Origin of the sequence: Cryobacterium sp. TMT1-3, from assembly GCF_004402315.1 — a bacterium.
GTDB classification, from domain to species: Bacteria; Actinomycetota; Actinomycetes; order Actinomycetales; family Microbacteriaceae; genus Cryobacterium; species Cryobacterium luteum.
On sequence record NZ_SOFW01000006.1, the window covers coordinates 214,021 to 240,013 of the forward strand.

At 66.3% G+C, this 25,993-nt stretch carries 23 protein-coding genes and 1 tRNA gene; 2 read left to right on the forward strand and 22 right to left on the reverse strand.

Annotated elements, in window-relative coordinates:
* Positions 1 to 81: 81 nt before the first annotated feature.
* The gene (locus E3O25_RS01530) at positions 82 to 687 is read right to left on the reverse strand and encodes an ANTAR domain-containing response regulator (protein WP_035879545.1); all 606 of its coding nucleotides are present in this window, start codon (positions 685 to 687) and stop codon (positions 82 to 84) included.
* Between the two features lie 37 nt (positions 688 to 724).
* Between E3O25_RS01530 and E3O25_RS01535 the strand changes: the two genes are divergently transcribed.
* A tRNA-Leu gene (locus E3O25_RS01535) sits at positions 725 to 810 on the forward strand.
* Positions 811 to 923: 113 nt separating this feature from the next.
* Here the strand turns inward: E3O25_RS01535 and pyk are convergent.
* From pyk to rpe, 15 genes are all read right to left on the reverse strand, one after another.
* Positions 924 to 2,369 carry a pyruvate kinase gene (gene pyk, locus E3O25_RS01540; RefSeq protein WP_092107803.1) on the reverse strand — a complete coding sequence of 482 codons (1,446 nt, stop codon included), beginning with the start codon at positions 2,367 to 2,369 and terminating at the stop codon, positions 924 to 926.
* A gap of 66 nt (positions 2,370 to 2,435) precedes the next feature.
* On the reverse strand, positions 2,436 to 3,893 hold the full coding sequence (locus E3O25_RS01545; RefSeq protein ID WP_134360276.1) for a glutamate synthase subunit beta: 1,458 nt from the start codon (positions 3,891 to 3,893) through the stop codon (positions 2,436 to 2,438).
* On the reverse strand, positions 3,886 to 8,427 hold the full coding sequence (gene gltB, locus E3O25_RS01550; protein ID WP_370448703.1) for a glutamate synthase large subunit: 4,542 nt from the start codon (positions 8,425 to 8,427) through the stop codon (positions 3,886 to 3,888). The genes E3O25_RS01545 and gltB overlap by 8 nt, the downstream gene beginning before the upstream one ends.
* Positions 8,428 to 8,614: 187 nt before the next feature.
* On the reverse strand, positions 8,615 to 9,577 hold the full coding sequence (gene lgt, locus E3O25_RS01555) for a prolipoprotein diacylglyceryl transferase (RefSeq protein WP_370448704.1): 963 nt from the start codon (positions 9,575 to 9,577) through the stop codon (positions 8,615 to 8,617).
* An 87-nt stretch (positions 9,578 to 9,664) separates the two neighbouring features.
* Positions 9,665 to 10,513, reverse strand: coding sequence for a tryptophan synthase subunit alpha (gene trpA, locus E3O25_RS01560; RefSeq protein ID WP_134360278.1), 849 nt, complete (start codon positions 10,511 to 10,513; stop codon positions 9,665 to 9,667).
* Positions 10,510 to 11,736, reverse strand: coding sequence for a tryptophan synthase subunit beta (gene trpB, locus E3O25_RS01565; protein ID WP_134360279.1), 1,227 nt, complete (start codon positions 11,734 to 11,736; stop codon positions 10,510 to 10,512). Before trpB ends, trpA begins: the two co-directional genes overlap by 4 nt.
* Before the next feature lies 1 nt (position 11,737).
* Complete coding sequence (gene trpC / locus E3O25_RS01570; RefSeq protein ID WP_134360280.1) at positions 11,738 to 12,508, reverse strand: indole-3-glycerol phosphate synthase TrpC; 771 nt, start codon at positions 12,506 to 12,508, stop codon at positions 11,738 to 11,740.
* A 19-nt stretch (positions 12,509 to 12,527) separates the two neighbouring features.
* Positions 12,528 to 12,755, reverse strand: a complete 228-nt coding sequence (locus E3O25_RS01575; protein ID WP_134360281.1) for a DUF6704 family protein — start codon at positions 12,753 to 12,755, stop codon at positions 12,528 to 12,530.
* Positions 12,756 to 12,828: 73 nt separating this feature from the next.
* Complete coding sequence (locus E3O25_RS01580) at positions 12,829 to 13,473, reverse strand: Trp biosynthesis-associated membrane protein (protein ID WP_166805939.1); 645 nt, start codon at positions 13,471 to 13,473, stop codon at positions 12,829 to 12,831.
* An 11-nt stretch (positions 13,474 to 13,484) separates the two neighbouring features.
* On the reverse strand, positions 13,485 to 15,041 hold the full coding sequence (locus E3O25_RS01585) for an anthranilate synthase component I (RefSeq protein WP_092107786.1): 1,557 nt from the start codon (positions 15,039 to 15,041) through the stop codon (positions 13,485 to 13,487).
* The gene (gene hisI, locus E3O25_RS01590) at positions 15,038 to 15,403 is read right to left on the reverse strand and encodes a phosphoribosyl-AMP cyclohydrolase (RefSeq protein WP_092107784.1); all 366 of its coding nucleotides are present in this window, start codon (positions 15,401 to 15,403) and stop codon (positions 15,038 to 15,040) included. The genes E3O25_RS01585 and hisI overlap by 4 nt, the downstream gene beginning before the upstream one ends.
* The gene (gene hisF / locus E3O25_RS01595; RefSeq protein ID WP_092107782.1) at positions 15,403 to 16,164 is read right to left on the reverse strand and encodes an imidazole glycerol phosphate synthase subunit HisF; all 762 of its coding nucleotides are present in this window, start codon (positions 16,162 to 16,164) and stop codon (positions 15,403 to 15,405) included. Before hisF ends, hisI begins: the two co-directional genes overlap by 1 nt.
* A gap of 23 nt (positions 16,165 to 16,187) precedes the next feature.
* On the reverse strand, positions 16,188 to 17,027 hold the full coding sequence (hisG, locus tag E3O25_RS01600; RefSeq protein ID WP_134360283.1) for an ATP phosphoribosyltransferase: 840 nt from the start codon (positions 17,025 to 17,027) through the stop codon (positions 16,188 to 16,190).
* A 70-nt stretch (positions 17,028 to 17,097) separates the two neighbouring features.
* Positions 17,098 to 17,361, reverse strand: a complete 264-nt coding sequence (locus E3O25_RS01605) for a phosphoribosyl-ATP diphosphatase (RefSeq protein ID WP_092107778.1) — start codon at positions 17,359 to 17,361, stop codon at positions 17,098 to 17,100.
* Positions 17,361 to 18,041, reverse strand: a complete 681-nt coding sequence (gene rpe / locus E3O25_RS01610) for a ribulose-phosphate 3-epimerase (RefSeq protein ID WP_092107776.1) — start codon at positions 18,039 to 18,041, stop codon at positions 17,361 to 17,363. Before rpe ends, E3O25_RS01605 begins: the two co-directional genes overlap by 1 nt.
* 174 nt (positions 18,042 to 18,215) lie before the next feature.
* Here rpe and E3O25_RS16845 point away from each other — a divergent pair, with 174 nt between their 5' ends.
* Positions 18,216 to 18,545: a DUF2809 domain-containing protein gene (locus tag E3O25_RS16845; RefSeq protein WP_166787696.1), complete on the forward strand. Its 330-nt coding sequence runs from the start codon at positions 18,216 to 18,218 to the stop codon at positions 18,543 to 18,545.
* 104 nt (positions 18,546 to 18,649) lie between these two features.
* Here E3O25_RS16845 and E3O25_RS01620 read toward each other — a convergent pair whose 3' ends face one another.
* The 6 genes from E3O25_RS01620 to rpoZ form a co-directional block, all read right to left on the reverse strand.
* The gene (locus E3O25_RS01620; RefSeq protein WP_092107774.1) at positions 18,650 to 20,110 is read right to left on the reverse strand and encodes an RsmB/NOP family class I SAM-dependent RNA methyltransferase; all 1,461 of its coding nucleotides are present in this window, start codon (positions 20,108 to 20,110) and stop codon (positions 18,650 to 18,652) included.
* Positions 20,107 to 21,024, reverse strand: a complete 918-nt coding sequence (gene fmt, locus E3O25_RS01625) for a methionyl-tRNA formyltransferase (protein WP_134360285.1) — start codon at positions 21,022 to 21,024, stop codon at positions 20,107 to 20,109. Before fmt ends, E3O25_RS01620 begins: the two co-directional genes overlap by 4 nt.
* Positions 21,025 to 23,112 (reverse strand): primosomal protein N', encoded by a 2,088-nt coding sequence (locus E3O25_RS01630; RefSeq protein WP_134360286.1) that lies wholly within the window; start codon positions 23,110 to 23,112, stop codon positions 21,025 to 21,027.
* A 13-nt stretch (positions 23,113 to 23,125) separates the two neighbouring features.
* Positions 23,126 to 24,319: a methionine adenosyltransferase gene (metK, locus tag E3O25_RS01635; RefSeq protein WP_092107768.1), complete on the reverse strand. Its 1,194-nt coding sequence runs from the start codon at positions 24,317 to 24,319 to the stop codon at positions 23,126 to 23,128.
* Between the two features lie 140 nt (positions 24,320 to 24,459).
* A complete protein-coding gene (gene coaBC, locus E3O25_RS01640; protein WP_092107766.1) occupies positions 24,460 to 25,686 on the reverse strand; it encodes a bifunctional phosphopantothenoylcysteine decarboxylase/phosphopantothenate--cysteine ligase CoaBC in 1,227 nt (408 codons plus the stop codon).
* 37 nt (positions 25,687 to 25,723) lie between these two features.
* The gene (gene rpoZ, locus E3O25_RS01645; protein WP_092107764.1) at positions 25,724 to 25,984 is read right to left on the reverse strand and encodes a DNA-directed RNA polymerase subunit omega; all 261 of its coding nucleotides are present in this window, start codon (positions 25,982 to 25,984) and stop codon (positions 25,724 to 25,726) included.
* Between the last annotated feature and the right edge of the window lie 9 nt (positions 25,985 to 25,993).

Consider the following 25,993-nt stretch of genomic DNA (forward strand, 5'->3'; position numbering starts at 1 on the left):
CCGGCTAGCCCTCAGCCGAAACCAGGCAGGACGCAAAACGGCCCGGCAGAATCTGCCGGGCCCCTTTTTGCGGAAAGTGCGTTACTTTTTGGCGCTGAGCTGCTCGATGATCGCCTGCGACACGTCGTGCATGGTAAGTCGACGGTCCATGGAAGCTTTCTGAATCCAACGGAAGGCTTCCGGCTCGGTCAGGCCCATCTTCTCGTTGAGCAGGCCCTTCGCGCGGTCGACGAGCTTGCGAGTCTCGAAGCGCTCGACCAGGTCGGCGACCTCGGCTTCGAGGGTGATGATCTGGCTATAGCGCGAGAGGGCGATCTCGATCGCGGGCAGCAAGTCGTTCGGGGTGAACGGCTTCACGACGTAGGCGAGGGCGCCGGCTTCGGTAGCGCGCTCGACCAGTTCCTTCTGGCTGAACGCGGTCAGCAGAACGACCGGGGCGATGTGCTCCTTCGAGAGGCGCTCGGCCGCGCTGATTCCGTCGAGCTGAGGCATCTTGACGTCCATGATGACCAGGTCAGGGCGGAGTTCCCGTGCCAGGGCGACCGCTGTTTCTCCGTCACCGGCTTCGCCGACGACTTCAAAGCCGTTGTCGCGCAGAATCTCGACGATGTCGAGGCGGATGAGGGATTCATCCTCAGCGACGACAACGCGGCGCGGAGGGGTGGGGGTGCTGTCTTGGTCGGTCACGAGGAAAGCCTACGGTATTCTGAACGAGTAGTTGCAAGCCGGTGTGGCGGAATGGCAGACGCGGAGCACTCAAAATGCTTTGTTCGCAAGGACGTGTGGGTTCGAGTCCCACCACCGGTACCAGATACCACGGTTAGTCAACCGTCGGCGTGCACGTGTGTGCAGAGTCGAGTTCTGAGTTGGTACGCACGAAAGCCCCGCCCGGGACAACCCGGGCGGGGCTTTCGTGCCAAGCGCTACTTCTTGACGTAGGCCGGTGCGACCTCGTTGTGGGCGTCGCCCACACGGTGCACGCGGATGTCGTTCGTCGAGCCGACGATTCCGGGAGGGGAACCGGAGATGACGACGACCTTGTCACCGATTTCGGCGAGGCCCTGACCGATGAGAATGTCGTCGACCTGGCCGAACATGGCGTCGGTGTGGGTCACCGGCTCCACCAGGAAGGTCTGAACTCCCCAAGTGAGGGCGAGACGACGACGGATGCCCGGCTCCGGTGTGAAGGCCAGCATGGGAATCTTCGACCGCAGACGGGACATGCGCCGGGCCGAATCGCCGGACTCGGTGAAGATGCAGAGGAACTTGGCGTCGACGAACTCGGCAACCTCGATGGCGGCCAGGGTGATTGCGCCGCCCTGGGTGCGGGGGCGGTTGGTCAGCTTGCCGATGCGTTCCAGGCCGTGCACCTCGGTGGACTCGACGATGCGGGCCATGGTCTGCACCGTGACGACCGGGTATTCTCCGACGCTGGTCTCACCGCTGAGCATGACGGCATCCGCACCGTCGAGCACGGCGTTGGCGACGTCGCTCGTCTCGGCGCGGGTCGGTACCGGGCTCAGAATCATGGATTCGAGCATCTGTGTGGCGACGATGACCGGCTTGGCCATGCGGCGGGCGATCTCCACGGCCTGCTTCTGCACGATGGGCACGGCCTCGAGCGGAAGCTCAACGCCGAGGTCGCCGCGAGCGACCATGATCGCGTCGAAGGCGTCGACGATTTCTTCCAGGTTGTCGACGGCCTGCGGCTTCTCGATCTTGGCGATCACGGGAACGCGGCGACCTTCTTCGGCCATGATCTCGTGCACGCGGGTGATGTCCTCGGCGCTGCGCACGAAGGACAGCGCGATGAGGTCGGCGCCAAGGCGGAGGCCCCAGCGCAGGTCGGCCTCATCCTTCTCCGACAGGGCGGGCACATTGACGGCCACGCCGGGCAGGTTGATGCCCTTGTTGTTGGAGACCGGGCCGGCGACGATGACGCGCGTGGTGACGACGACGCCATCCGTTTCAACGACCTGGACTTTCACCTTGCCGTCGTCGATGAGCAGGAAGTCACCGGGGTGCACGTCGTGCGGCAGGCCCTTGAAGGTCGTTCCGGAGAGTTCCTTGGTGCCGAGCACGTCTTCGGTGGTGATCTTGAAGATGTCGCCGACGGCGAGTTCGTACGGGCCGCCCTCGAACTTGCCGAGGCGAATCTTGGGACCCTGAAGGTCGACCATGACGGCGACGGCACGCCCCGAGTCGTTCGCGGCCTTGCGCACGTTGGCGTAAACGCTTTCGTGCACCTGGTAGTTGCCGTGGCTCAGGTTCATGCGGCAGACATCAACGCCCGCGTCGATGAGCGCTCTGATCTGCTCGTAGCTGGCAGCTGCAGGCCCGAGGGTGGCGACGATTTTTGCGCGTCTCATTCTGGTGAATCTCCGATTTCCGCGCTGTTCGGGCGCATTACGACGTGGTGCAGGAATGCTAGTGGATTAGAGGGCGAATGAGCGGTCCGTGGGCTTAACGGGAGACGGCAGCTGCGTCTGACCCTCCAGAAACTGGTCGACGGCGGCCGCAGCGGCCCGGCCCTCGGCGATGGCCCACACGATGAGCGACTGGCCGCGACCGGCGTCGCCGGCGACGAAGACGCCCTCATGGCTGGTCTGGTAATGGCCGTCGCGTTCCACGTTGCCGCGGCCATCGAACGGCAGTTTCAGCTGGTGGCTGAGCTCGTCTGGTTCCGGGCCGGTGAAGCCCATGGCGAGCAGCACGAGGTCGGCCAGAATCTCTCGCTCGGTGCCGGCCTTGGGAACGCGGCGTCCGTCGAGGTATTCCGTCTCGGCGATGCGAATGGCTCGCACCTCGCCGAATTCGTTGGCCAGGAATTCGACCGTGGACGCGAGGTACTGGCGGGTGCCGCCCTCTTCGTGGGCGCTGGAGACCTCGAACAAGGTAGGCGACATCGGCCACGGCTGGTGCTCCGGTCGGGTGGTACCCGGCTGCTTGCCGATCGCGAGGTTGGTGACGGAGGCGGCCAGCTGGCGGTGCGCGGTCCCGATGCAGTCGGCTCCGGTGTCACCGCCGCCGAGGACCACGACATGCTTGCCTTCGGCGGTGATCTGAGCTTCGATGCTGCCGCCGGCGCCGATCTTGTTCTGCTGCACGAGGTATTCCATGGCGAAGTGCACCCCGGGCAGGTCACGGCCCGGAACGGGCAGGTCGCGGGGAACCATGGCGCCGGTCGCGACCACGACCGCGTCGTACCGAGCACGCAGGTCGTCCCAGGTGATGTCCACGCCGATGTTGACGTTGGCGCGGAACCGGGTACCTTCGGCCGTCATCTGCGCGAGGCGCAGTTCCAGGTGCTTCTTTTCCATCTTGAAGTCGGGAATGCCGTAGCGCAGCAGCCCGCCGATACGATCGTCACGTTCGAACACGGCGACGGTGTGGCCGGCGCGGGTGAGCTGCTGGGCGGCAGCCAGACCGGCGGGGCCGGAGCCGACGACAGCGACGGTTTTGCCGGTCAGACGGCCGGGCGGCTGCGGCTGCACCCAGCCTTTTGCAAAGGCCTGGTCAATGATCGACACCTCGACCTGCTTGATGGTGACGGCCGGCTGGTTAATGCCGAGCACACACGATGATTCGCACGGTGCCGGGCAGAGCCGTCCGGTGAATTCGGGAAAGTTATTCGTGGCGTGCAGGCGTTCGATGGCTGCGCGACCCTCATCGCGCCAGACCAGGTCATTCCATTCGGGAATGAGGTTGCCGAGCGGGCAGCCCTGATGACAGAACGGTACGCCGCAGTCCATGCAGCGCCCGGCCTGCCGCTTGAGCACGGCGGCATCTCCCTGCTCGTAGACCTCTTTCCAGTCCATCAAGCGGATGGCCACCGGCCGGCGAGCGGGAAGCTCACGTTCCGTGGTTTTCAGGAATCCCTTCGGATCAGCCATTGGTTACCTCCAGAATTCGATTCCAGACGACGAGTCCGTCGGGATCGAGTCCCTCGGCGACGGCCGTTTGTCTGGTCTCCAGTACGGCCGCGTAGTCGCGCGGCAGCACCTTGACAAAAGTGTTCATGGTTTCTTCCAGGTTGTCCAACATTCGCGCAGCGAGTGCCGAGTCGGTCTGGTCCCGGTGTTGTTCGAGCAGATCGCGCACGATCTCACGGTCGACACTGTCGAGGGACAGCAGTCGCAGCTCCCCCGACGTCAGCGCGTCGCGGTTGACGCGTTCGGCGGTCAGCCCGTAGACGTAGGCGGTTCCGCCGCTCATGCCGGCGCCGAGGTTGCGCCCGGTGTCGCCGAGGATGACAGCGAGGCCGCCGGTCATGTATTCCAGGGCGTGGTCGCCAACGCCCTCGACGACGGCGATCGCTCCGGAGTTGCGCACCAGGAATCGTTCGCCGACGATGCCGCGAATGAACATGCTGCCCTGGGTTGCGCCATAGCCGATGACGTTGCCGGCGATGACGTTGTCTTCGGCCGGGAATTGGCTCGCCCGGTCGGGTCGCACGATGATCTGCCCGCCCGACAGGCCCTTGCCGACGTAATCGTTGGATTCGCCTTCGAGCCGCAGGGTGATGCCGCTCGGCAGGAACGCCCCGAAGGACTGCCCGGCCGACCCGGTGAGGGTGACCTCGATGGACCCGGTCGGCAGGCCGTTTTCACCGTGGCGGAGCGTGACCTGGTTGCCGAGCATGGTGCCGACGGCGCGTTCGGTGTTGCGGATCGGCAGGTCGATTCTGACCGTGCCGCCGTGTTCAAGCACACTCTGGCTCCGACGAATGAGCTCGTTGTCGAAATGCTTGTCGAGTTCGTGCTCCTGCGCGCGCGCCCACTTGCGTGGTTCGCTCTCGGAGAAGTCCGGACCGCTCAGAATGGGCGAGAGGTCGAGTCCCTGCGCCTTCCAGTGCGTGAGGGCGCGGTTCATGCCCAGTACCTCACGGTGGCCGATGGCCTCCTCAAGGCTGCGAAAACCGAGTTCGGCGAGGTACTCGCGCACTTCCTGCGCGATGAACTCGAAGAAGTTCACGACGTGGTCGGCTTGACCGGCGAAGCGCCCCCGCAGCTCCGGGTTCTGCGTGGCGACGCCGACCGGGCAGGTGTCAAGATGGCAGACGCGCATCATGATGCAGCCGGCCACCACGAGCGGGGCGGAGGCGAAACCGAATTCCTCAGCACCGAGCAGCGCACCGATGAGTACGTCACGGCCGGTCTTCAGCTGGCCGTCGACCTGCACGACCACGCGGTCACGCATGCCGTTGAGCATGAGCGTCTGCTGGGTTTCGGCGAGGCCGAGTTCCCACGGCGTACCGGCGTGCTTGAGCGAATTGACCGGGCTGGCGCCCGTTCCACCGTCGTGCCCGCTGATCAGGATCACGTCGGAGAGCGCCTTGGCGACGCCCGCCGCGACGGCTCCGATACCAGACTGGCTGACCAGTTTGGTGTGGATGCGCGCCTTGGGGTTGGCCCGTTTCAGGTCGAAGATGAGCTGCTTGAGATCTTCGATCGAATAGATGTCGTGATGCGGGGGCGGCGAGATGAGACCGACGCCGGCCGTTGCATGTCGGGTGCGGGCGATCCACGGGTAGACCTTGGTGGGCGGCAGCTGGCCGCCCTCGCCGGGCTTGGCCCCCTGGGCGAGTTTGATCTGGATGTCATCGGCGTGGGTGAGGTACATACTCGTCACACCGAATCGCCCGGACGCGACCTGCTTGACCGCGCTGCGCCTGGTCGGGTCGAGCAACCGGTCGAGGTCTTCGCCGCCCTCGCCGGTATTGGATTTGCCGCCGAGGCGGTTCATCGCGATCGCGAGCGTCTCGTGCGCTTCCTGCGAGATGGACCCGTAGCTCATCGCACCGGTGGAGAACCGCTTGACGATCTGCGAGACCGACTCGACCTCGTCGAGCGGCACGGGCGGCCGCTGGCCCGGGTTGAGCGTGAACATGCCGCGCAGCGTCATGAGGGCTTCGGCCTGGTCGTCGACCAGCTTGGTGTATTCACGGAAAATGTCGTAGCGCCGCGTGCGTGTGGCGTGCTGCAGTCGGAAGATGGTCTCCGGGTTGAACAGGTGCGGAGCCCCGTCGCGGCGCCACTGATACTCGCCACCGGTCGCAAGGCGCTCGTGAGCGGTCACCGCGGCATCCATGGGGTAAGCGGATGCGTGCCGAGACAGATTTTCTACCCCGATCACGTCGATGCCGACGCCACCGAGTTTGCTCGTCGTGCCGGTGAAGTACTGATCGACGAAGGACTGGGCCAGGCCGACGGCTTCGAAAGTCTGCGCGCCGGCATAGGACGACACGGTAGAGATGCCCATCTTGGACATGATCTTGAGCACGCCCTTGCCGAGGGCCTTGATGACGTTACTCACCGCCTTTTCGGGTGTGACGTTGGTGATGATGCCGCTGCGAACGAGGTCTTCGCAGGTTTCCATGGCCAGGTACGGGTTGACGGCAGAAGCGCCGTAACCCATGAGCAGTGCCACGTGGTGCACCTCGCGCACGTCGCCGGCCTCGACCACGATGCCGACCTTCATGCGGTTCTCCGTGCGGATCAGGTGGTGATGCACGGCGGCGATCATCAGCAGCGACGGAATCGGTGCGAGGTCCTTGTTGGAATCGCGGTCGCTCAGCACGATGAACAGGGCGCCGGCGTCGATGGCCTCATCGACCTCGACGCAGATGGCGGCGAGCCGCTTCGAAAGCGCGTCTGCGCCTTCTTCGAAGCGGTACAGGCCGCGAATGGTCGTGGTGGTGCGGCTGCCGACAACGGGGTCGATGTGCTGGATCTTAGCCAGTTCGTCGTTGTCAATGACCGGGAAGTCCAAAATTACCTGCCGGGCATGCTCGGGGCCGGCGCTGAGCAGGTTGCGCTCCGGACCGAGACCGAGCTTGAGGCTCGTGACCACTTCTTCCCGGATCGAGTCGAGCGGCGGGTTGGTGACCTGCGCGAACTGCTGGGTGAAGTAGTCGAACATGAGCCGCGGGCGGTCGCTCAGCACGGCGATGGGGGTGTCGCTGCCCATGGCGCCGAGCGGTTCGGCGCCGGTACGGGCCATCGGAGCGAGGATGATGCGCACCTCTTCCTCGGTGTAGCCGAAGGTGCGCTGGCGACGCACAACGGAGGCCGGCGGGTGCACAATGTGCTCCCGCTCCGGAAGATCCTTGAGGTTGATGCGCCCCGTCTGGAGCCAGTCTCCCCACGGTTCGCTCGCCGATAGTTCGGCCTTGATCTCGCTGTCGTCGATGATGCGGCCCGCCACGGTGTCGACCAGGAACATCTGGCCGGGGCGCAGTCGTCCCTTACGCACAACACGAGCCGGATCGATGCCGAGCACGCCGATCTCGCTCGCGAGCACGACGAGGCCGTCGTCGGTGATGAGGTAGCGGCCGGGACGCAGGCCGTTACGGTCGAGCGTCGCGCCGACCAGGGACCCGTCGGTGAACACGATCGCAGCGGGGCCGTCCCACGGCTCCATGAGCATGGAGTGGTATTCGTAGAAGTCGCGACGTTCGTCGTCGAGGTCGGTTTGGTTTTCCCAGGCTTCCGGCACCATCATCATGATGGCGTGCGGCAGCGACCGCCCGGACAGGCTGAGCAGTTCGACAACCTCGTCGAACGAGGCGGAGTCGCTCGCGCCCGGAGTAACGATCGGCAGCAGCGGGGCCAGGTCGCCGAGCAGATCGGACTCGAGCTGGGACTGGCGCGCCCGCATCCAATTGCGGTTGCCCTGCACCGTGTTGATCTCGCCGTTGTGGGCGATCATGCGGAACGGTTGCGCGAGCGGCCACGAGGGGAACGTGTTAGTGGAGTAGCGGGAGTGCACGAGGGCGAGCGTCGAGACGAAGCGTTCGTCGGATAGATCGGGGTAGAACGGCTCAAGCTGCAGGGTCGTGACCATGCCCTTGTACACCAGGGTGCGGCAGGACAGCGAGACGAAGTAGATCTCAAGCTCACGTTCAGCGCGCTTGCGCAGCCGGAAGGTCTGGCGATCGAGGCCGATGTCGGACGCAGGCTCGCCCGCTTCGGTGGTGCGGGTGCTCTGCACGAACAACTGCTGAATGGCGGGCATGTTGGCGCGTGCCTGGCTGCCGAGGTCCTCCGGGTGCACCGGAACCTCACGCCAGCCAAGGATGGTGAGGCTTTCCTCGTCGGCGATGAGACTGATCGCTCGTTTGATTCCGGTGCGAGCGGTCGGGTCGGTCGGCAGAAATACGTTGCCGACGGCGTACTGGCCCACCGGGGGAAGCGCGAAATCGGTGACGGCGCGCAGGAAGGCATCCGGTATCTGCGTGATGATGCCGGCACCGTCACCGGTTCCGGCATCGGAGCCGACCGCGCCGCGGTGTTCGAGGTTGCGCAGCGCGTCGAGGGCCTGGGTGATGATGTCGTGCCCGGCGGTTCCGCGCAGGGTCGCCACCATGGCCAGGCCGCACGCGTCGCGTTCGGCCGAGGGGTCATACAGCCCCGAAGCTTCAGGCATGCTGCTGAAGCGGGAATAAAGAGGTTTCTGCGCCATTGAGACCGTCCTCACGAAATGACTGGCAGTAAGGGACGACGCTGGCCCGAAGAAGAAGTGTGCAGGAAAAACAGTAACGGGCGCCCGGTTCGGGCCGGGCCCGAACCGGGCGACGCTCGGAGAGTGTCAGCTGAGATGCAGCGAACTGTGTCTACAGTCGAGAAGCGCTCGAGCTTGTGGCTTGGGCCTCGGATGATTCGGTGTTGTTATCGTCAGACTCCGAATCGCTGTCATCGAATTCTACCCCAGCGTCCGGCGCAATCCATTCGCGACCGGGTACGTACGGGCTGGGTTCCAGGCCCGGGTGGCGGTGCCGCTGCACGAGAATGATCACAATGCCGAGCGCGATGGCCGCGATGGCCGCCCAGACATTTGTGCGGATTCCGAAGTAAATCTCGCTCGGGTCAATGCGAATCGACTCAAAAAAGCTGCGACCCAGACCATACCAGATGAGGTAAGCGCCCAGGGTCTGGCCGAAGCGCAGGCGGAACTTGCGCTCGAGGTAGAGGATGACCGCGACGCCGAGCAAGTTCCAGATGATCTCGTAGAGAAAAGTCGGGTGAAACAGGGTGTCGGCCGGCAGTCCAAGCGGGAAGGCCGGATTGCTTGACGGAATTTCCAGTCCCCAGGGCAGGGTCGTCGGCAGACCGAACAGTTCCGTGTTGAACCAGTTGCCCAGACGGCCGGTGGCCTGCGCGACCAGAAGAGCGGGGGCGACAGCGTCGGCGAAGGTCCAGAAGCGGATGCCGGCCAGACGACAGCCGATGTACGCACCGACCGCTCCGCCCAGCAGCGACCCGAAGATAGCGTTTCCGCCCTCCCAGATGTACAGGGTACGCAGCAGATCGGCACCCTCGAAGAAGTAATCACCGGGGTGGGTGAGCACGTGGTAGATGCGGGCCCCGACGATACCCAGCGGAACGGCCCACAGGATGATGTCGAGCACGACCCCCGGCTCGGCGCCGCGCCTGGTCAGGCGGCGGGAAGTGATGATCGTAGCGAGGATGATTCCGGCGAGAATGCACAGCGCGTAAGCGTGAATGCGGAAGGGGCCGAGATCGAAGAAGCTCCAGTCGGGGCTCGGGATACTCGTGCTCAAAAGACTCAAGGACACCTGGGTACTACCTTTCATCGTGACTCACGTCACCGGGGGCGAATCGATCGATTGTCTCGAACTATTTAGTGTAGATCGCGCCTGGATTTACCCGGGCGATGAGGCTGGGCGAATATCTTGCGCGCCCGCAGCGAGTTGCAGTGCCAAACGCGCAACGGCCGGCACTCCCCCGTCGGTGAGCGCCTTCACGAGGGCCGAACCGACAATGGCGCCGTCGGCATAGCCCAGGATCTCGCGCACTTGCTCCGGGGTGGAGATGCCGAGGCCGACACACGCGCTCGTGCAGCCGACCGCGCGTAAACGCTCGACCAGGATGCGTGCGGCCGCGTCGACGCCAGCGCGAGCGCCGGTCGTCCCCATCGTGGAAACGGTGTAGACGAAGCCGCGGCTGGCTTCGATTGCCTGGATCAGGCGAGCATCGGACGAGGACGGTGCGGCCAGGAAGACCCGGTCGAGTCCAGTACGAATGCTTGCATCCATCCAGTCGCCCGCTTCGTCGGGGATCAGGTCGGGCGTGATCAAACCGGCGCCGCCCGCAGCGCGCAGGTCGTCGGCGAAGCGCTCAACGCCGTACTGCACGACCGGGTTCCAGTAGGTCATGACGAGTACGGGGGCGTCGACCTGGGCAGTGATGGCCCTGATGGCTTCGAACCCGTGACGCAGTTTGAAGCCGTTGGCGAGTGCCTGCTGGGTGGCCGCCTGAATGACCGGGCCGTCCATGACCGGGTCGGAGTAGGGAAGGCCGAGTTCGATGATGTCGACGCCGTTGGCGACGAGGGCCACCGCGGCGTCGATGCTCTCGGTCAGTGTGGGAAACCCCACCGGCAGGTACCCGATCAAGGCGCCGCCGCCCTCGGAGCGTCGCCGGGAAATGGTCTGTTCGACCGTGCTCACCACGCCTCCGGCGACCGCGTCGCTGATTTTCGGGGTGCTCATGACTGCTCCGCGCCTTCGTCGAGCAGGTCGAAGTATCGGCCAGCTGTTTCCATGTCCTTGTCGCCGCGCCCGCTGAGGTTGACCAGGATGGTCGCCTCCGGGCCGAGTGCGCGGCCGAGTGCGAGAGTGCCGGCGAGGGCGTGCGACGATTCGATCGCCGGAATGATCCCCTCCGTGCGGCTCAGCAGCCGCAGGGCGCTCATCGCCTCATCATCGGTGATCGGCAGGTAGGTAGCCCGGCCGATGCTCGAGAGCCAGGCGTGCTCCGGACCGACCCCCGGGTAGTCGAGGCCCGCCGAAATGGAGTGCGATTCAACGGTCTGACCGTCTTCATCCTGCAGCAGCATGCTGCGGGCGCCGTGCAGCACCCCGGGACGGCCCTTGGTGATGGTGGCTGCGTGCCGCAATGTTTCAACGCCGTCGCCGGCCGCTTCATAGCCGAACAGCGCAACATCGGCATCGTCGAGGAAAGCGTGAAAGATTCCCATGGCGTTCGAGCCACCGCCGACGCAGGCGGTGACGGCGTCCGGCAGGCTGCCGGTCAGGTCGAGAACCTGCTGCCGGGCCTCTTCCCCGATGATCTTCTGAAAGTCGCGCACCATGGCGGGAAACGGATGCGGTCCGGCCACGGTTCCGAAGATGTAGTTGGTGGTCTCAACGTTGGTGACCCAGTCACGCATGGCGTCGTTGATGGCGTCTTTCAGGGTGCGTGAGCCGGTCTTGACCGGCACGACTTCGGCGCCGAGCAGGCGCATCCGTGCCACGTTGAGGGCCTGACGCTCGGTATCGACCTCGCCCATGTAGACGACACATTCCAGTCCGAACAGGGCGGCGACGGTGGCCGTGGCCACTCCGTGCTGGCCGGCTCCGGTTTCAGCGATCACGCGAGTCTTGCCGATCCGCTTGGTCAGCAAGGCTTGTCCGAGCGCGTTGTTGATCTTGTGTGAGCCGGTGTGGTTGAGGTCTTCGCGTTTGAGGATGATGCGGGCGCCACCGGCATACTCGGCGAAGCGCGGCACCTCGGTGATGATGGAGGGGCGCCCGGTGTAGTTGCGATGCAACTCCATCAGCGCCGCAGCGAAGGCGGGATCCTTCTTGGCGAGCTCGTATTCCGCTGTGAGTTCGTCGAGGGCCGCCACGAGGGACTCGGGAACGAACCGGCCGCCGAATTCGCCGAAGTACGGCCCGGACTGCAAACGCAAGGATTCATTTCGCAAAGACATGTTAAACCGCCAAAAACTCGGAGAGGGTTCGGATGGGATCACTCGTGACGAGCGCTTCGCCGACCAGGACGACGTCGGCGCCCGCAGCACGATAATGTGCGACGTCAGCGGCGGTTTTGACGGCGGATTCGGCGACACGGATGACGCCGGACGGGATTTTATCGGCGAGAGTGCCGAAAAGGTTCTGGTCAAGGTCGAAGGTGGACAGGTTGCGCGCGTTGACTCCGACCAGATTCGCGCCGATATCGAGCGCCCGGCTCACCTCATCAGCGCTGTGCGTTTCGACCAGCGCGGTCATGCCGAGCTCACGGATGAGATCGTGCAGCGAGACCAGAGTGCCCTGGTCGAGGGCCGCCACGATGAGCAGCACAAGGTCGGCGCCGGCCGCGCGGGCCTCGAACACCTGATACGCCGTGCCGATGAAGTCCTTGCGCAGGATGGGAATGCTCACCGCAGCCCGCACCTGCTCGAGGTCAGTCAGGGAACCGTGAAAACGCCGACCCTCGGTGAGCACGCTGATGGCGCTCGCCCCGCCGGTCTCGTAGGAGACGGCCAGCGCTGCCGGGTCGGTGATGGCCGCCAGGGAGCCGCGACTCGGGCTGGACCGCTTGATCTCGGCGAGAATCTTCACGCGGTCGGTCGGGGCCAGCGCTGCCAGCGCGTCGAGGGCGGGCGCGTGGGCGCGCGCCGCAGCCTCCACACTCGCCAGCGGGCGAGTGTGGAGGCGTTGTTCGGCGTCGGAAAGCGCGCCAGCGAGAAGTTCTTGAAGCACCAGGTTTCAGCGCAGCCGCTTAGTTTCCATGCGGGGCTGGTAGGGCGCTGACGCCGTAGCCGACCTTGCTCAGCACGTAGCCGACAATGACTCCCACAATAAGCAAACCGAACGACGCCCAGACGAGCCAGGCCAGCTCGAAGAAGAAGGCGATGGTGCCGATCGTGAAAGCTGCCAGCATGATGGTGACGGCCGTCCAGGCCGCCGCGGAGTGGCCGTGTCCGGGATCTGACGGATCGATGCTCATGGTTCTCCTCGTGAATACGTATCGCTCTGTGCGTTGACAAGCGGGTCAAGTCTAGCGGAGCGAGGGCTGGCGTTCAGCGAGCGGTCGGGTCTTCGCCGCGGCTGAGGTCGTCCCAGTCACCGACGGAGTCGTTTGGTGCGAGTTCGACGGGCGCGTGGCCGACGGGCGCGATGGTGTCGGGCCCGTCGGGCGACGCCACCGTTTCAAACCGTACGGCCTGGTATTTGCGCGTCGGGCCCGGCCAGCGGGCGCTGGTCAGGATGACGGCCAGCCCGGTGGCCGCCATGATGACAGCGGCAGCCAGGGCGACGAACGGCCAGGTCGTGACGACCGTGCCGAGCACGCTGAGCCTGATGGATTCGTGCCCGGCGATCCCCGTCGCGGCGGTGACCGCTGCCGCGCTGGCCTGGGCGGGGTCCTCGACCGCGAGAAACGCAGCGAGGAACACCGAAAAGCCCAGCAGCATTTCAAGTGCTCCGAGCACGATACGGATGACCCGCCCGGCTATGGTGAGGGCTCCGGCAAGAGCGAATCCGGACAGGGCCAGTGCCGTCAGCGCGGGAGCGGCGACGGCACCGTCGATCTCCAGCACCTGGGTGCCGGCGTCGGGCAGCCCGACTTCGGCCTTAATCCACACCTGGGTCCACGCCAGCAGCGCGAGGGAACTCGCGCCCAGGATCGTGAGGATGAGAACGAGTTTGAGCCGGCGCGGAGGCATCCGTCGTTTCATCAGTACACCCGGCGCATCGCGTTGGCCACGGCCACCGCACGCAACGGCGCGGCCGCCTTGTTCTGCGATTCCTGGTACTCGGAAGCCGGATCGGAGTCGGTGACGACGCCGCCGCCGGCCTGAACACGGGCGATGCCGTCCTTGATGGTGGCGGTGCGGATGGCGATGGCAAGGTCGGCGTCGCCGGCGAAGCCGAAGTAGCCGACCACTCCCCCGTACACGCCGCGTTGGGTGGGTTCGAGGGCGTCGATGATTTCAAGTGCCCGCGGTTTCGGCGCGCCCGACAGCGTTCCGGCCGGAAAGGTGGCACGGAAGACGTCGATGGCGGTCTTGCCGGGCACGAGGTTGCCCTCGACCGAGGAGACCAGGTGCATGATGTGGCTGAACCGTTCTATGCGCATGAACTCGGTCACCTCGACGGAACCGGCCGCGCAGACCTTGAGCAGGTCGTTGCGGGCGAGGTCGACGAGCATGAGGTGCTCTGCCCGTTCCTTCGGGTCTTCGGCGAGTTCGATCGCGTAGTCGGCGTCGGCATCCGGTGTGCCGCCGCGCGGTTTGGAGCCGGCGATCGGGTGCGTGAAGACACGCTGATCCTGCACCTTGACGAGCGCTTCTGGTGACGAACCGACGATCCAGTAGGGGTCACCGCCCGGCGTCTCAAGGCTGAGCAGGTACATGTACGGGCTGGGATTGAGGCTGCGCAGCACCCGGTAGACGTCGATGGGGTGGGCAGTGCACACGTGGTCGAAGCGCTGCGAGATGACGACCTGGAACACGTCACCGTCGATGATGTGCTGCTTGCCGACATTCACGGCGGCGAGAAAATCATCACGGGTGGTGCGATTGCTCGGCGCGCTCGGAGCCTGCAGGTCAACCTCGGCGAGCCAGGCTTCGGCGGGCGCGGCGAGGCGCTTCTGCAGGGAATCCAGGCGTGCGCACGCGTCAGCCCACAGCTCGTCGGGTGTGTCGGTGCCGTCGCCGAGGACGTTGGAGATCAGTTGCACGGTGCCGTACTTGTGGTCGAGTACGACGAGGTCGGCGACGAAGCTGAAGGACTGGCCCGGCACATCATAATCGGCCGGCGGCTGGTGCGGCAGACGTTCAATCTGGCGAATCGCCTCCCAGCCGATAAAGCCGACCAGTCCGCCGGTCAGCGGCGGGTGTTCGGGCAGCCGCGGGGTCTGCCAGCGGTCGAACAGGAAGGCCAGGGCGTCGAGCGGGCGAAGGGTCGCGGCGGAGCCGAGTGCGCGATCGGCGGACAGTCCGTAGTCGATCCAGCGGGTGTCGTCACCCTCCTGGGTGAGCACGCCGAAGGAGGAGACGCCGACGAAGGAGAATCGCGACCATATTCCGCCCTGTTCGGCGGATTCGAGCAGAAAACTGCCCGGCAGGCCGTTGGCGAGCTTGCGATAGATGCCGACCGGGGTTTCGCCGTCGGCGAAGAGCTCACGAATGACCGGGATGACCCGGTGCGCGTCGATGAGCGCGTCGAACTGAGCACGCGTGGTGGAGCCGGCCGTGCGGGCGCCGGTCGCGGCCGGGGTGCTGTCGGTCATTCCAGGGGCCTTTCCTGAGCTGTTGCGCCGAGATCGCGGCCATCGAAGCAGGTGCGCGTGCCGGTGTGGCAGGCCGCTCCGACCTGGTCGACCTGCACGAGCAGGGTGTCGTTGTCGCAGTCGAAGGCTGCGGAGTGCACGTACTGGGCGTGTCCGGACGTGTCGCCCTTGCGCCAGAATTCCTGCCGGCTGCGGGACCAGAAGGTCACGCGCCCCTCCGTGAGAGTGCGGTGCAGCGCTTCCCGGTTCATCCAGCCGAGCATGAGCACCTCGTGGCTGTCGAACTGCTGGATGACGGCGGGCAGCAGCCCGGCATCGTTGAAAATCGCAGCGTCGAGCTGATCGGTCAGTTTTGCGCTCATCAGCGCACCAGCATTCCGGCGTCGCTCAGTTCGCGCTTGACGTCGCCTATGGTCAGTTGTGCAGAGTGAAAAACGGATGCCGCCAGCACGGCGTCCGCGCCGGCCCGGATTGCCGGTGGGAAGTCTTCAACCCGTCCGGCGCCGCCGGAGGCGATCACCGGAACCCGGCTGTTAGCCCGCATGAGCGCGATGAGCTCGGTGTCGAAGCCGGCCTTGGTGCCATCGGCGTCGATCGAGTTGACCAGGAGTTCCCCGGCGCCCAGCTCGATCGCCTGTCGAGCCCAGGCGACGGCGTCCAGATCCGTCTCGGTGCGCCCACCGTGGGTCGTGACGACGAAGCCGCTCTCGGTGCGCTGGGAACGTTTGACATCGAGGCTCAACACGAGCACCTGGGCACCGAACCGGTCGGCGATTTCGCCGATCAGAGCCGGGCGGGCGATGGCTGCACTGTTGACGCCGACCTTGTCGGCACCGCTCGCCTGCAGCCGGGAGACGTCTTCGACGCTGCGAATGCCGCCGCCGACGGTGAGCGGAATGAACACCTGCTCCGCCGTCGCGCGCACCACGTCGTACGTTGTTGCGCGATTGTCGACCGTCGCCGTGACATCGAGAAAAGTGAGCTCATCGGCGCCCTGCTCGTAGTAGCGGCGGGCGAGTTCAACCGGGTCGCCGGCGTCACGCAGATTCTGAAAGTTGACCCCCTTGACGACGCGCCCGTTGGCGACGTCGAGACAGGGAATGACGCGAACGCTCAGGCTCATCGCTGGTTCTCCTCCGCTGGTTCTTAGAGGCGGGCGTTGTGAATGGTCGTGACCAGGATGGCCCTGGCGCCGAGGGCGTAGAGGGCGTCCATCACGTTGTTCATGTCGAGCCGGGCGATCATGACCCGAACGGCGGCCCATTCCGGGTCGTGCAGCGAGGAGACGGTCGGCGATTCGATGCCGGGGGCAAGCGCCGCAGCGGCGTCGAGCAGAGCCACCGGGATGTCGTAGTCGAGCAGCACGTATTGGCGCGCCACGAGCACACCCTGCAACCGGCGCAGCAGGGTGTCGATTCCGGCCTTGTCGTTGGTGGAGCTGATCAGCACGGCGGTGGATTCGAGGATGACCGGTCCGAAGATTTCGAGGCCGGCCTTGCGCAGGGTGGTTCCGGTGGAGACGACGTCGGCGACGGCATCCGCTACGCCGAGCTGAACGGCGGATTCGACCGCGCCGTCGAGTTCGACGAGGTCGACGGTCACCGAGTGGGTGGCGAGGAAGCGTTCGACCAGGCCGGGATAGCTCGTGGCGACGCGCAGGCCGTGGAGGTCTTTCAGCTGGGTAAAACGGCCGGCCGGCCCGGCGAAACGAAAGGTGGAGTCGCCGAAGTCGAGGCTGGCGATCTCGATCGCCGTGGAGTGCGAGTCGAGCAGCAGGTCGCGGCCGGTGATACCGACGTCGAGGGCGCCGGATCCGACGTAGGTGGCGATGTCGCGGGGGCGCAGGTAGAAGAATTCGACCCCGTTTCGCGGGTCGGCGGTGACGAGGTCGCGCGGGTCGCGGCGGCCGGTGTAACCGGCCTCGGCGAGCATCTGCGCGGCGGTTTCAGACAACGAACCCTTGTTGGGCACGGCAATTCTCAGCATGGGGTACTCTCTCGGTTCTCTTGCACACGACTAGTGACGGATACGGGCCAGCATGGGGGGCTGGCGCCGGTCACAGATGTCGGTAGATGTCGGCCGGAGAGAGACCTTTGGCGATCATCATGACCTGTAGGTGGTACAGCAATTGGGAGATTTCAGCGGACGTTTCGTCGTCGCTCTGAAACTCGGCGGCCATCCACACTTCGGCGGCTTCCTCAACAATTTTCTTGCCGATGGCGTGCACGCCGGCGTCGAGTTCACGAACGGTGCCGGAGCCTTCTGGGCGGGTGCGGGCCTTGTCGCTCAGTTCTACGAAAAGGTCATCGAATGTTTTCACTACTCTAGGTTACCCGCCCCGTGACGGTGGCTGCCCGCACGCTCGCGCAGCAGAGCGATCTGGGCGGCCGGATTCTCGGCTCCGAACACGCTGGACCCGGCCACGAAGGTGTCGGCGCCGGCGGCAGCAGCGATCTCGATGGTCTGCGCGGTGATTCCGCCGTCGACCTGCAGCCACAGGTCGAGGCCGCCCTGGTCAACCGCGGTGCGCAAGCGCGCGAGTTTCGGCATGGTCGATTCCATGAAGCTCTGGCCGCCGAAACCCGGTTCGACGGTCATGACGAGCACCTGGTCGAATTCGGGGAGCAGCTCGAGATAGGGCGTGATGTCGGTGCCTGGCTTCAGCGCAATGCCGGCGCGAGCGCCGATCTGACGCAAGCGACGGGCCACCGCGACCGGTTCGGTCGTGGCCTCGGCGTGAAAGGTGACCGAGAAGGCGCCGGCCTCGGCGTAGCCGGGTGCCCACCGCGCGGGGTCGTCGATCATCAGGTGGATGTCGAGCGGCAGCGACGACACCTGCTGCAGGCGTTCGACCATGCCGAGCCCGAAGGTGAGGTTCGGCACGAAATGGTTGTCCATAATGTCGACGTGCACCAGATCGGCCGAGCGGATGCGGGAGAGCTCGCTCTCAAAGTTGGCGAAATCGGCGGCGAGGATGCTGGGGTTGATGCGGGTGGCCATCCATTCAGCCTATCGAGCCGCAGCTCGTGCGTGGTTGCGTGCCACTTGGGGGGGGTCACCTATCCTCAAGGGATGCAACGATCGCACGCCCCGGATTCGCACCGGATCAGACCTGGGTCGCGGAGCCGACGGAACCTTTGTGTTTTTGCGGCTGTCAACATCGGGGCTGGATTGATGGTTCATTTCACCACTGCCGGACCGGTCGGCGATTTCGCTGCCGACGCCCTGTACGCGGTGTTGGCCTACCTGGTCGTGTCATTCATCGCTCCACGCCTTCGACAGATGGGCAGCGCAGCGGTTGCCTTTCTGGCCTGCGCGGCGGTCGAGGCAGCCCAACTCTCCCCGGCGCCGGCTGCCCTGGCCGATGCCTTTCCGCCGGCCAGGCTCGTTCTCGGCACGACGTTTGCGCCGGTGGATCTTCTCGCCTATGCCGTGGGGGTCTTGGCCGCGCTGGTCTGCGACAGGCTCATTCCGCGAGCCCGGGACCGCGCCCGCTCTGGGTAGGCGCTACGGTAATGGGCGTAGCGGCTACCCATCTTGGGCGCGCGCATCCGCTCGCTGGCGCGAAGGGCGCAGGCACCGGGGAGGCGCGCGGCGAGGGCGCCTGGCTACAGGGCGCGCTGCAGCAGCGTGATGAACATGGCGTCGGTACCGTGGCGGTGCGGCCAGAGCTGCACACTGCCGCTGTCGGCGGGCAGGTCAAGGTTCGCCGCGCTGAAGGACTGCACGACGGCGGCGGTGTCGAGCGCGGTCACCGCGCCGCCGGCCTTACGCACGGCGAGGGCCACGATCGCCCGGGTCTCGGCGGTGTGCGGCGAGCACGTGACGTAGGCGAGGATACCGCCGGGCTTGAGCGCGTCGAGAGCCGCGTCGATCAGGCCGGACTGCAGTCCGGCGAGGTCGGCAACGTCTTTCGGCTGCTTACGCCACCGGGCCTCCGGCCGGCGGCGCAGGGCGCCGAGACCGGTGCAGGGCGCGTCGAGCAGGATGCGGTCGAATTCGCCGGGATGCGTCTGGCCGATGGTCGTGCCGTCGACCTCCCACACCGGGACAGATTCGGGAAGGGCAGCGAGGGCGGTACGCACGAGGGTGGCGCGGGCAGGAACGAGCTCATTGGCCACGAGTTCGGCTCCCCCGGCGCGTGCTTCCGCGGCGAGCAGGGCGGCCTTGCCCCCCGGACCGGCGCAGAGGTCGAGCCAGCGCTCTCCCGCTACGATTGGCCGGGCCCGGCTGAGAGCCAGGGCGGCGATCTGGGAGCCTTCGTCCTGCACCCGAACGCGCCCGTCCGTCGCTGTCACGAGGTGGTACGGGTCACCCGAGTCGAGCACGAATCCGACCGGCGAGAATTCATCGGCCAGGCCCAGCCGTTCCCGGTCTGCGTCGGTGGCCAGGCCCGGCAGCGCCACCATGTTGACCTTGGCCGCCATATTGTCGGCGGCGAGCAGGTCGGCGAGCTCGTTCTCGTGGCCTTCGGCCTTCAGCGACTGGCGGAAGGCCCGCACGATCCAGGCGGGGTGCGAGTATTCGGCGGCGAGCCGGTCGTCGACGTTGACCGCGCGCTCGAGCACCCGCTCGCGCCATTCCTCGGCGCTCGACCGTGAGATGGTGCGGAGGACCCCGTTGGTGAAGCCGGTCGCCGAGCGCGAGCCCACCTGTTTGGCCAGGGAGACCGATTCGTTGACCGCGGCGTGGGTCGCCACGCGGGTGGCGAGCAGCTGGTGGGCGCCCAGACGCAGCACGTCGAGGATGGCGGGGTCGATTGCGGTGACGGCCCGGTTCGCGGCGAGGGCGATCACGCGGTCGTAGAAGCCCTGCATGCGCAGGGTGCCGTAGGTGAGCTCGGTGGCGAGGGCGGCATCCGCTGTAGTGAGGGCGGCGCGTTGGATGCGGGTCGGCAGCAGCAGGTTGGCGTAGGCGTCGGATTCCCGCACGGCGGCGATCACCTCGTAGGCGATGCGGCGGGCCGGCTGCACGAAATCGGCGGGGGCCTGCCGGGAACGCGCAGGGCCCGAAGGTGTCGAGCCGCTGCGGGTCGCATTTGTTCCAGCGCGGGTGTGTTCGTCGCTCATGAGGCAAGCACCGATTCTGCTCCCACTCCGCGCCACCAGTCGTTTGCTGTCATTGCTGTCTTTCCGGCCGGTTGCACGCGCAGCAGAACCAGCGGTTCGGTGTGCGTGCCCACGAGCACTGTTTTGTCGCGCTGCAGAATGGTTCCGGCAGGCAGGTTGGGTTCATTGACGCTGGGAGCGACCTCGAGCAGTTTCAAGACGGCGCCGTTCACGATGGTGAACGCGCCGGGCTCGGGCGTCACCCCGCGAATGCGGCTGTAAACGGATGCTGCCGGCTGCGTGAAATCGATCCGCGCGTCGTCCCGCACCAGCTTGGGGGCGAGGGTCACCTCGCCGGTCTGCGGCACGGCCACGGCTGTTCCCGCGGCGAGCTCGGCGACGACGCGCACGAGCAACTCTGCGCCACTGTGACTGAGCTCATCGAGAAGTACTCCCGATGTGGAATGTGCTGCGAGGGGTTGGGTGAAGCTGCCGAACACAGCGCCGGCATCGAGTTCGGGCACGAGCTGGAAGACGGCGGCGCCGATGAGCTCGTCACCGGCGATGACAGCGCGCTGCACCGGCGAGGCACCACGCCAGCGTGGCAGCACCGAGAAATGCAGGTTGATCCAGCCGAGCCGGGGCACCGAAAGCAGCGGCTCGCGCACGATTCCGCCGTACGCGACGATGACACCGAGGTCGGGCTGCAGGGCGCTGATCTGGTCGGTGGCTGCGGCGTCGAGCCGGTTGGTCTTCAGGACCGGGTAGCCATACCCGGCCGCGGCTTGCGCGACCGGCGACGGGGTGAGGAGGCGTTTGCGGCCGAGCGGGGCATCCGCTCGGGTGATCACAGAGACGATCTCGTGATCGGTGCCGGCCAGGGCCAGGAGACTGGGCAGCGCGACCTCGGGCGTGCCGGCAAAGACGAGTTTCATTTAGAGCAGCTCCGGGTCGTCGAATCGAACTTTAAGTGTAGGTGCCGGCTGGAACGAGCCCGACTTCGGCTTACGGCGGCGGGTGGCGTTCTGCACGACCGCCGCCTTGAGTGCGTGGGCGACCTCATCGCCGCGGGCGTAGCCGAACCGCACGACCGCACGCACGAGGGGCGCCTCGGTGTCGACCGGACCGAGTACGTCGAGGCCGGCGACCTCGGCCAGGGCGGTCACGGCGGCGTCGACGTCGGCGGCGGTTCCGGTGACCGAGGCGACCCGCACGGCCGGCGGAAAACGCAGCTGGCGGCGGTCGGCGAGCTCGCTCGCGGCGAAGACGTCGGGGCGCCAGGCGTTGAGAGCGCGAGCGAGGGCCCCGCCCACCCCGGCGAGCAGCACGGGAGCGCCGGGTGCGGCGAGGGCGGCCACGTTCGCCCACCAGCGCAGGCAATCCTCGCCGACGCGGAGGGATTCGCGGGCGAGCATGCGTTCACCGTCGAGAATGAGAATGGCACGGTAGCCGCCGGTCGGAACCGGTTCGGCGCCGCGGGTGGCGATGACGAGGGCCGGCTCGGCACCGAGGGTCTGAATGGTGTGCTCACCGTCGGCGACGATGACGCGGGCACCGGGAAAAGCCCGGCCGAGTTCTTCGGCGGTGCGCCCTGTGCCGAGGGTGACCACCCGCAGTTTGGTGCCCTCGCAGTGCGCGCAGCTCCAGCCGGCGGCGAGGGCGCCGCACCAGCGGCAGGACGGCACGGCCGACGCCGATTTGAGCCCGAGGGGCCCCTGGCAGTGCGTGCAGCGGGCCGCCTTCTTGCAGCCCTGGCAGGCGAGCATCGGCGCGTAGCCGGGGCTGGCGACCTGCACCAGCACGGGTCCGTGAGCGAGCGCCTCACGGGCCGCCTGCCAGGCGGCCGAGGGGATACGGGCGGCCCGGGCCTGCTGGTCCGGTTCGGACTGAAAGTCGGTGGGGATGATGCGCGGGTGGCGGTCGGCGGATGGGTTCACTTCGGTCAGGTAGTTCAGTTCGACCAGGCGCTGGGTTTCGACGCTGCGCGAGTGGCCCAGCAGCACGAGGGCGCAGTCGCAGTGCTGCTGGCGCACGAGGGCCGCGTCCCGGGTGTTGACGTAGGGACTGAGCGGTTCGGTGTAGAGCGGGTCGCCATCGTCCCAGACGGCGATGAGGCCGAGACGGTGCGCCGGGGCGTAGACGGCCGACCGATTGCCGAGAATGATGCGCGGCGCCGGTTCAAGGCAGGCCAGAAAGGCGCGGTAGCGGTCGGGATTGGGCTGGCGGGCGTCGACTCGGCTGAGCGGCAGCGTCGGGGCGAGCTGGGCCAGAGCGGCTTGCACCTGATCTTGGTCCCGAAAGTCGGGCACGCACAGAATGGCGCTCTGCCCGGTACCGAGCGTAGCAACGGCGAGTTCGGCCAGCGTCTGCGCCCACCGGCCGATCGTGCTGCCGTCATCGAGCTGCACGAGTTCGGGGATCGCCGCGACGGCCACGCGGTGGTGTTCCACAATCGCGGTGTCGAGGCGGCCGGTCGGGTACCCGACGAAGGCGGGCGTCGCCAGCGAGATGGGTGCCTTCTGCACACTGCTGCCCTCGACGGGCGCAATGACCGGGCGGCTGGGTGACGAAACGGTCGCCGGCGCGAGTGCCTCTGCCTGCGCGGTCGACGCAGCTGCCGCGCCCTGCGCGGCCAGCCAGGCTTTTTCTACCCGCACCTGTCGCGGCGGCACGGCGAGACGGATGATGTCACTCGCGTTCCCGGCGGCCCGATCCGCCAGCCGACGCGCCAGTTTCCACACGGCGGGAGTCAGCACGACGGCCGTGGATACGACCGAGTCGAGCGGGCTGAGGGCGCCGCGGTAGGCGGCATCCGTTTCAGAAGCTGACTCGGCGCGTGGATCGAAAACCTCGATCACGTAGGCGTCGACGACGCGCCCACCCGAACGGAACGGCACCTTCACACGCACGCCGGCGGACACCGGCTCGACCAGTTCGGCGGGCACGCTGTAGGAGAACAGGTGGTCCAGTTGCGGCAGCGGGGAATCAATCAGCACCCGTGCGACGAGGCCGGTGTGCGTCATGACGGGGCCGGCTTCAGAGGCCGGCGGCGCTGCGCAGGTCGTCGACCTTGTCGAGGCGCTCCCAGGTGAAGTCGGGCAGTTCGCGCCCGAAGTGGCCATAGGTGGCCGTCTGCGCGTAGATGGGTCGCAGCAGGTCAAGCGAGTGGATGATCGCTGCCGGACGCAGATCGAACACGGCGCGGATCGCCGCGGTGATCTCCTTGTCGGGCAACAGGCCGGTACCGAAGGTCTCAACGTACAGACCAACCGGCGACGCCTTGCCGATCGCGTAGGCGACCTGCACCTCGAGGCGTTCGGCCAGGCCGGCCGCTACGGCGTTCTTAGCGACCCAGCGCATGGCGTAGGCGGCCGAACGGTCAACCTTGGACGGGTCCTTGCCGCTGAAGGCACCGCCGCCGTGGCGGCTCGATCCGCCATAGGTGTCGATGATGATCTTGCGTCCGGTGAGGCCGGCGTCGCCCTGCGGGCCGCCGATTTCGAACCGGCCGGTGGGGTTGATCAACGTCGCGAGCGAAGACGAGTCGAGATCGATCGTGTCGAGCACCGGGCGAATTACGAGCTCTTCAACCTCGACTCGCAGCTGCTCGGTCAACACGGAGGGAGCGTGCTGGGTCGACACCACAACGGTTTCAACGGTGCGTGGAATGATGCCGTCGTAGCCGATCGTGACCTGGGTCTTGCCGTCGGGGCGCAGGTAGTCGAGCTCGCCGCTCTTGCGCACGAGGGCGAGGCGTTCAGCCAGCCGGTGCGCGATCCAGATGGGGATCGGCATGAGCTCGGGGGTCTCCCGGGTGGCGTAGCCGAACATGATCCCCTGGTCGCCGGCACCCTGCCGGTCGAAGTCGTCGAGGCTGGACTGCTCACGGGTCTCGAAGGCGTTATCGACGCCCTGGGCGATGTCGGGTGACTGGCCGCCGATGGAAATCTCGACGCCGCAGGACCGGCCGTCGAACCAGACGTCAGAGGAGTCGTAGCCGATGTCGGTGATGCATTTGCGCACGATCGACGGAATCTCCACGTAGGCCTCGGTGGTGACCTCACCGGCCACGTGCACGAGCCCGGTCGTGACGAGGGTTTCCACGGCGACCCGGCTGTGCGGGTCGTCGGTCAGAAGGGCGTCGAGGATGCTGTCGGAGATCTGGTCGCAGATCTTATCGGGGTGACCCTCGGTGACTGATTCCGAGGTGAAGAGGCGAAGATCGCTCATCTGGCCCGTCTCTGTTTATTAAAACGTAGTGGTGAATGAAAACGTAGAAGTTGAAAGTTACGCCGTGAAAACGTCGTTGTGCAGCAAAACCCACGAGTCGGACGTGTCTGGGCGACCCGACCTACCCGTCGTTGCGGCGGCTAGTCGATCAGGTCAAGTATGCAATTGGCCACCGACATTTTGCTGCCGGAGACCTCATTCACTATAACTCCGTGGTGATCGAGCACCGTCACGGTGTTACGTTCCGTACCGAACCCCTCGTGCTGACTGACCCGGTTCACGACCAGATAGTCGCAGCCCTTACGGGTGATCTTCTCGCGGCCGAGCGCGAGCAGCCGGTCGGCATCCGTTTCGGTTTCGGCGGCGAAGCCGATGATCAGCTGGCCCGGCCGGCGCGCAGCCGAGAGCCCGGCCAGAATGTCGGGGTTTTTGACCAGTTCGAGGGTGAGGGTGTCCCCCACGTCTTCCTTCTTGATCTTGCCGAGCTGCACCGTCTTGGGCCGGTAGTCGGCGACGGCAGCGGCCATGATGATGACCTCCGCCGATTGCGCGGCGAGCGTCATGGCCTCGTGCATCTGCAGGGCGCTGCTGACCAGCACCGTCGTGACACTGGTCGGAACGGCGACCTCGAGGTTGGCGGCAACGAGGGTGACCCGTGCGCCGCGGGCCAGGGCCGCCTGGGCGAGGTAGACGCCCTGTTTGCCGCTCGAGCGGTTACCGAGAAAGCGCACCGGGTCAAGCGGTTCCCGGGTACCGCCGGCGCTGATCAGTACGCGGCGACCGGCCAGATCCTGCACAGCGGATGCCTGATCCGCACCCGTCGTCGAAACCCGGTCCAGCACGGCCAGGGCCACCGCCACGATGGTCTCCGGCTCTTCCATGCGGCCGGCGCCGGAGTCGGTGCCGGTGAGCCGGCCCACGCCGGGGCCGACAATGGTGATGCCGCGCGACCGCAGGACCGCGACGTTCGCCACGGTCGCCGGATTGTTCCACATTTCGGTGTGCATCGCCGGGGCGATCACAAGCGGCGCCGTGCTGGCCAAAATAGTGTTGCCGAGCAGGTCGTCGGCGAGGCCGGCGGCGAGTTTGGCGATACTGTTGGCCGTCGCGGGGGCGACGACGATGAGATCGGCGCCCTGGCCGATGGCCACGTGGCGTACCTCGGCGACGCCCTCATAAAGGTCGGTGTGCACCGGGTTTCGGGAGATGGCTTCCAGTGTCGGCTTGCCGACGAAGCGCAGGGCGGCAGCGGTGGCGACGACGTGCACCGCGTCGCCGTTCAACACAAAAGCGCGCACGATGTTGACAGCCTTGTACGCTGCGATGCCACCGGTGATACCGACGACGATCGTGCGAGGTGTCTTCATCCTGCGCGCTTGAGAATTTATTGAGGGCTCGTGAAGCTTAGGCCTCAACGATGGGGCGGGAAACGAGCTTGTCGTCGTTGATCTCGCGCAGGGCCACCGAGAGCGGCTTGTCTTCGACGGTCGAGTCGACGAGCGGCCCGACATTGTCGAACAGGCTGCCTTCGTGCAGGTCGGCGTAATAGTCGTTGATCTGGCGTGCGCGCTTGGACGCGAAGATCACCAGAGCGTACTTCGAGTCGACCTTGGACAGCAGGTCGTCGATGGGCGGGTCAATGATGCCAGTGGGCTTGTTCGCCATTGGTGTCAC